Origin of the sequence: Mycobacterium sp. (assembly GCF_046095365.1) — a bacterium.
GTDB lineage: Bacteria > Actinomycetota > Actinomycetes > Mycobacteriales > Mycobacteriaceae > Mycobacterium.
In genome coordinates this window covers 1-6707 of sequence record NZ_JBJTJF010000131.1, presented here as the reverse complement: position 1 = coordinate 6707, position 6707 = coordinate 1, and the positions used below count along the sequence as shown (strand labels likewise).

Below are 6707 nucleotides of genomic sequence, written 5' to 3'. Positions count from 1 at the left end.
CGTGTAGTCGTAGAGAACGAACATCGGCACGACGGTGGCCGGCCCGCCCGGCCCGGTCCAGACGGGGTAGGGATGCTCGGGAGTGACGATGTCCATCTGGTCGCACATCTGCACCAGGTGGTCGTAGCGGGCCCGGCCGAAAACCTGCATCGGATCCTTGCCGGTGGTCCACAGTTCGTGGTTGCCCGGCACCCAGATGACCTTCGCGAACCGCCGCCTCAGCAGATCCAGCGACCACCGGATGTCGTCGGTGCGTTCGGCGACGTCGCCGGCGACGATCAGCCAGTCCTCATCGGTCGCCGGGTACAGCGACTCGGTCACCGGCTTGTTGCCGGTGTGCCCGGTGTGCAGGTCGCTGATCGCCCAGAGTGTGGGAGCCACAGCCGACCAGCCTACTGGCGTTCAATATTGTGATGGTGTGGCGAGCACACGACTGAGCGACCGCACCGTCGGCCGCGCCCTGCGACTGCCGGCCCCGTCGACGGACTACGTGGTGAGCCGCGGTATCCCGGTCCCGATGCGCGACGGCATCGTGCTGCGTGCCGACCACTACGCACCGGTGACCAACCAGCCGTTGGGAACCATTCTGGTGCGCGGGCCCTACGGCCGCGGTTTCCCTTTCTCCTTCGTCTACGCCCAGATCTACGCGGCCCGCGGATACCACGTCGTATTGCAAAGCGTGCGAGGCACTTTCGGCTCCGGCGGTGATTTCGTGCCGATGGTGCACGAGGCCGACGACGCCGCCGACACCGTCGTGTGGCTGCGCGAACAGCCGTGGTTCACCGGCACCTTCGGCACCATCGGACTGTCCTATCTCGGCTTCACCCAGTGGGCGCTGCTGGCCGATCCGCCCCCCGAACTCGCGGCGGCGGTGATCAGCGTCGGCCCACATGACCTGCACCAGTCGTCCTGGGGCCGAGGGGCGTTCGCCCTCAACGATTTCCTGGGGTGGTCGGACATGGTGGCCAACCAGGAGACTTCCGCGTTGAACCGGGTGGCGTTCCAGTTCCGTGCCCGGCGCCGGCTGGCCGGGGCCACCGACGGCGTGCCGCTCGGCGAGTCGGGGCGAGCGCTGCTGGGCCGGGGATCGCCGTGGTACGAGTCCTGGATCGAGCATCCCGACGTCGACGACCCGTTCTGGGAGCCGATGCGGATGACCCACGCGCTGGACCGCTGCGCCGTGCCGGTGCTGCTGATCAGCGGCTGGCAGGACATCTTCATCGACCAGACCATCACCCAGTACCGGCATCTGCGCGCCCGCGGCGTGGACGTGGCGATGACCGTCGGACCCTGGACCCACGAACAGATGGTGACCAGGGCCCTCGGCGACGCCGCCGCGGAGACGCTGACCTGGCTGGGGGCACACCTCGCCGGCAACCGGTCCCCCGCCCCCCGCACGCGCCCGGTCCGGGTCTACGTCACCGGGCGGGACCGTCCGGGCTGGGTGGAACTCGCCGACTGGCCGCCACCGACCACCGACCGGGTGCTCTTCCTCGAGGCGGGCGGTCGGCTGAGGCCTGAGGCCCCCGACTCGACGTGCTCGTCCACGTTCCGCTTCGACCCGGCCGACCCCACGCCCACGATGGGCGGCAGGCTGCTGACGCGGGGCTCGGGATTCCGCGACGACACCGCCCTGGCCGCCCGCACCGACGTGCTGAGCTTCACCGGCGAGCCGTTGGACGCCGCGATGTGCGTCTGCGGCCACCCGGAGATCGAACTCGACTACCGCACCGACAACCCGCACTTCGACGTCTTCGTCCGCCTGAGCGAGGTCGATCCGCAGGGGCGGTCACGCAATGTCAGCGACGGGTTCCGCCGGTTCGACGCCGCGCCGGCCGGACCGATCCGGCTCGACCTGGACCCGATCGCACACCGGTTCGGCCCGGGCTCGCGGATCCGGGTGCTGGTGGCCGGCGGATGCCATCCGCGTTTCGCCCGCAACCTCGGGACCGGGGAACCCGTGCTCAGCGGTCACCGGATGGTTCCGTCGACCCACGTCGTCCATCACGGGGAGGCGACTCGACTGACCCTTCCGGTGGGCCGGCCCGGCTGACACCGCGGCAGGGGTGCCCCGGCTCGCGGGCTACGGTGTGGCTATGGCTTCTGAGGCTTCCGGCATCCTGCTCACCGACACCGCCGACCGCGTCCGCACCATCACGCTCAGCTCAACCGCCCGGGGTCCCGCAATGCACTGTCGGCCGCGTTGCGCAGTCAGTTCTTCGCCGCCTTGCGCGACGCCGAGGCCGACGACGGCGTGGACGTGGTGATCGTCACCGGCGCCGACCCGGTGTTCTGCGCGGGCCTGGACCTCAAGGAACTCGGCAACACCACCGAACTGCCCGACATCTCGCCGAAGTGGCCGCCGATGAGCAAGCCGGTGATCGGCGCCGTCAACGGCGCCGCGGTGACCGGGGGCCTGGAGTTGGCGCTGTACTGCGACATCCTGGTCGCCTCCGAACGCGCCCGGTTCGCCGACACCCACGCCCGGGTGGGACTGCTGCCCACCTGGGGCCTGAGCGTGCGGCTGCCGCAGAAGGTGGGCATCGGGATGGCCCGCCGGATGAGCCTGACCGGCGACTACCTGTCCGCCGCGGACGCGCTGCGGGCCGGACTGGTCACCGAGGTCGTGCCGCACGAGCAGTTGATGCCGGCGGCCCGTGCGGTCGCGGCGTCGATCGTGGGCAACAACCGGAAGGCGGTGCGGGCGCTGCTGGAGTCCTACCACGGCATCGACGCCGAGGCGACCAGCGCCGGACTGTGGATGGAGGCCGAGGCGGCCCGCAAGTGGATGCGCTCGGCCACCGGCGACGACATCGCCGCCAGCCGCGCCTCGGTGATGGAACGTGGCCGGGCGCAGGTCGGCTAGCGCCCTGGGAGTCACCCTCGACCTGATCCGCACCCGGCGCCGGGGCCGGGCCGCGATCGAGGCGCTCCGCCGGCAGCGCACCGGGGCGCTCGTTGCCCATGCGCGCGCGAATTCCCCTTTCTATCAACGGCATTACGCGGCTGTCACCACTTCAGAGTTCACCGCGCTGCCGCCGGTCACCAAACGGCAGCTGATGGCTTCCTTCGGCGACTGGGTGTGTGACCCGCAGGTCACCCTGGCCGGCGTACAGGCGTTCGTCGCCGGCCCGCTGCCGGCCGGGACCCCGTTTCTGGGCGAGTACTTCGTCTGCTCGACATCGGGCACCACCGGGCTTCCGGGTCTGTTCGTGCACGACCGCGGCGCCTGCCGGGTCTACGAGGCTCTCAGCCTTCCGATGGACGTGGCCTGGCTCTCCGGGAGGCAGTGGCTGCAACTGCTCGCCCGCCAGGCCCGCTGGGCGGTGGTCGTCGGCACCGGCGGGCACTTCGCCGGCGAGGGCTGGGTCGCCTACCTGAGCCGCCGGCACTGGTGGCGACGGAATACCTGGCGGGCGTTCTCGCTGCAGAAGCCGCTGGCGGAGTTGGTGGCCGCCCTCAACAGGTTCGGGCCGGCGATACTGACCAGCTACCCCAGCGCCCTGGAGTTGCTGGCCGCCGAGCAGTCGGCGGGTCGACTGCGGTTGCGCCCGGTGATCGTCGAACTCGGCGGCGAGTCCTTCGACTCACCTGGCCGCTCCCGGATCGCCGCGGCGTTCGGCGAGCATGTCGTGCACAACGCCTACGGAGCCTCGGAGTTCCTGCTCATCGCCTTCGACTGTGCGCACGGCTGGCTGCACGTCAACGCCGACTGGGTGATCCTGGAACCGGTCGAGGCCGACTACACCCCGACGCCGCGCGGGCGGCGGTCCCACACCGTGCTGCTGACCAATCTGGCCAACCGGGTGCAGCCCGTCATCCGCTACGACCTGGGTGACTCCGTCACCGAACGCCCGGACCCGTGCCCGTGTGGCAACCCGCTGCCCGCGATCCGGGTGGCGGGACGGCGCGACGACGTGCTCCGGCTGCGCGGCCGCGGCGGAGCGAGCGTCGACGTGCTGCCACTGGCCGTCGGTTCGGTGATCGACGAGACGCCCGGTGTCTATCGCAGCCAGCTGGTCCAGACCGGCCCGAATGCGTTGACCCTGCGCCTGGAGCTGCGCCCCGGAACCCAGCCGGATCAGGTCTGGAGCCGGGCATGTGCGGCGCTGGCGCAATACCTTGCCGAGCAAGGAGTTCCGGACGTCGAGATCGTCCGCGACCCCGATCCGCCGCGACACGACATCGCCAGCGGAAAGTACCGGCAGGTGATCTCCGCGGCCGGCGGAACCGTCTAGTCCGGGTCCTCCTCGGCCAGGCGGTAGGGCTGCGCGTCGCCGGCCGGGGTGGCCGCGGCGCGAATCCGTGCGACGTCGGCGTCCGCCGCGCGGGCGCGCGCCAGCAGTTCCTCCATCCGGTGCGCGGCGTCGGGCACGGTGTCGCGAATGAAGGTCAGCGTCGGGGTGTAGCGCACCCCGGTGCCGGCACCGACCTTGCTGCGCAACACACCCTTGGCGCTCTCCAGCGCCGCGGCGGCACCGGCGTAGTCCGGCTCGTCGTCGATGGATCGGCCCATGACCGTGTAGTAGAGCGTCGCGTCGTGCAGGTCACCGGTGACCTTGGCGTCGGTGATCGTCACCCCGGCCAGCCGCGGATCCTTGATCTCGTATTCGATCGCCGATGCGACGATGGTCGAGATCCGCTTGGCGAGCCGCTTGGCCCGTCCGGGATCAGCCACGGCCCTGGCCTTCGACCGGGCGGTTCATCAGACGCGTTCCTTCTCGACCATCTCGTAGCTCTCGATGACGTCGCCCTCCTTGATGTCGGAGTACGTCAGCGTCAGACCGCACTCGAAGCCCTCGCGGACTTCGGTGACGTCGTCCTTCTCCCGGCGCAGCGAGGAAACGGTGAGGTTCTCGGCGACGACGACGTTGTCGCGCAGCAACCGGGCCTTGGCGTTGCGCCGGATGATCCCGGACTGAACCAGGCAGCCGGCGATGTTGCCCACCTTCGACGAGCGGAACAGCGCGCGGATCTCGGCCCGGCCCAGTTCCTTCTCCTCGTAGATCGGCTTGAGCATGCCCTTGAGGGCCTTCTCGATGTCGTCGATCGCCTGGTAGATCACCGAGTAATAGCGGATCTCCACACCCTCGCGGTTGGCCAGTTCGGTGGCCTTGCCCTCGGCGCGGACGTTGAATCCGATGATGATCGCATCCGAGGCCGACGCCAGGTTGACGTTGGTCTCGGTGATACCGCCGACACCGCGGTCGATGACCCGAAGTTCCACCTCGTCGTCGACCTGGATGCCCAGCAGGGCCTCCTCGAGCGCCTCCACCGTGCCGGCGTTGTCGCCCTTGAGGATCAGGTTGAGCTGGCTGGTCTCCTTGAGTGCGGACTCCAGGTCCTCCAGGCTGATCCGCTTGCGGGCCTTGGCCGCCATCGCGTTGCGCTTGCGCGCGCTGCGCCGGTCGGCGATCTGACGGGCGATGCGGTCCTCGTCGACGACCAGGAAGTTGTCGCCGGCGCCGGGCACCGAGGTGAACCCGATGACCTGAACCGGCCGCGACGGGAACGCCTCGGTGACGTCCTCGCCGTGCTCGTCGACCATCCGGCGCACCCTGCCGTAGGCGTCGCCGGCCACCACCGAGTCCCCGACGCGCAGCGTGCCGCGCTGGATCAGCACGGTGGCCACCGGGCCGCGGCCGCGGTCCAGGTGCGCCTCGATGGCCACACCCTGGGCCTCCATGTCGGGGTTGGCCCGCAGGTCCAGCGAGGCGTCGGCGGTCAGCAGCACCGCCTCCTCCAGCGCCTTGATGTTGGTGCCGGCCTTCGCCGAGATGTCGACGAACATGGTGTCGCCGCCGAAGTCCTCGGCGACCAGGCCGTACTCGGTGAGCTGAGCCCGGATCTTGGCCGGGTCGGCGCCCTCCTTGTCGATCTTGTTGACCGCCACCACGATCGGCACGTCGGCGGCTTGCGCGTGGTTGATCGCCTCCACCGTCTGGGGCATCACGCCGTCGTCGGCGGCCACCACCAGGATCGCGATGTCGGTGGCCTTCGCGCCGCGGGCACGCATGGCGGTGAACGCCTCGTGACCCGGGGTGTCGATGAAGGTGATGAGCCGCTCGACGCCGTCGTGCTCGACGGAGACCTGGTAGGCGCCGATGTGCTGGGTGATGCCTCCGGCCTCGCCCTCGCGCACGGAAGCCTGGCGGATGGTGTCCAGCAGGCGGGTCTTGCCGTGATCGACGTGACCCATGACGGTGACCACCGGCGGCCGCTGCTCAAGGTCCTCCTCGTCGCCCTCGTCCTCGCCGTAGCTCAGGTCGAAGGACTCCAGCAGTTCGCGGTCCTCGTCCTCCGGCGACACCACCTGGACGACGTAGTTCATCTCGCTGCCCAGCAGTTCGAGGGTGTCGTCGCCCACCGACTGGGTGGCGGTGACCATCTCGCCGAGGTTGAACAGCGCCTGCACCAGGGCGGCGGGGTTGGCGTCGATCTTCTCGGCGAAGTCGCTCAGCGACGCGCCGCGCGCCAGTCGGATGGTCTCGCCGTTGCCGTGCGGGAGGCGCACGCCGCCGACGACCGGGGCCTGCATGTTCTCGTACTCGGCGCGTTTGGCCCGCTTGGACTTGCGCCCGCGCCGCGGGGCACCGCCGGGACGGCCGAAGGCGCCGGCGGCACCGCCGCGCTGGTGCAGGCGCTGTTCAACCTCGGCGAGATGGTCACCGCCACCCAGTCGGTGGGCGACGACACCCTCGAACTGC

4 protein-coding genes and 2 pseudogenes are annotated in these 6707 nt (G+C 70.2%); 3 read left to right on the top strand and 3 right to left on the bottom strand.

Translation table 11 applies throughout. From position 1 onward, the window contains the following. Nucleotides 1-381, bottom strand: a pseudogene (pptH, locus tag ACKOQ4_RS10660) (ACP phosphodiesterase PptH); the annotation flags it as partial. Nucleotides 382-418: 37 nt separating this feature from the next. Between pptH and ACKOQ4_RS10655 the strand changes: the two are divergent. The 3 genes and pseudogenes from ACKOQ4_RS10655 (at nt 419) to ACKOQ4_RS10645 (ending at nt 4238) form a co-directional block, all read left to right on the top strand. Next, entirely contained in the window at nt 419-2053 is a 1635-nt protein-coding gene (locus ACKOQ4_RS10655) for a CocE/NonD family hydrolase (RefSeq protein ID WP_526291603.1), read from the top strand. A gap of 43 nt (nt 2054-2096) precedes the next feature. Then, nucleotides 2097-2866 (top strand): annotated as a pseudogene (locus ACKOQ4_RS10650) (enoyl-CoA hydratase). Then, entirely contained in the window at nt 2844-4238 is a 1395-nt protein-coding gene (locus ACKOQ4_RS10645; RefSeq protein ID WP_526291601.1) for a phenylacetate--CoA ligase family protein, read from the top strand. Before ACKOQ4_RS10650 ends, ACKOQ4_RS10645 begins: the two are co-directional and overlap by 23 nt. Here the strand turns inward: ACKOQ4_RS10645 and rbfA are convergent. Beyond that, complete coding sequence (gene rbfA / locus ACKOQ4_RS10640) at nt 4235-4678, bottom strand: 30S ribosome-binding factor RbfA (RefSeq protein ID WP_526291599.1); 444 nt, start codon at nt 4676-4678, stop codon at nt 4235-4237. The genes ACKOQ4_RS10645 and rbfA overlap by 4 nt on opposite strands. Before the next feature lie 27 nt (nt 4679-4705). Then, nucleotides 4706-6707: translation initiation factor IF-2 (infB, locus tag ACKOQ4_RS10635; protein WP_526291597.1), on the bottom strand; the 2002-nt coding region annotated here is incomplete at its 5' end.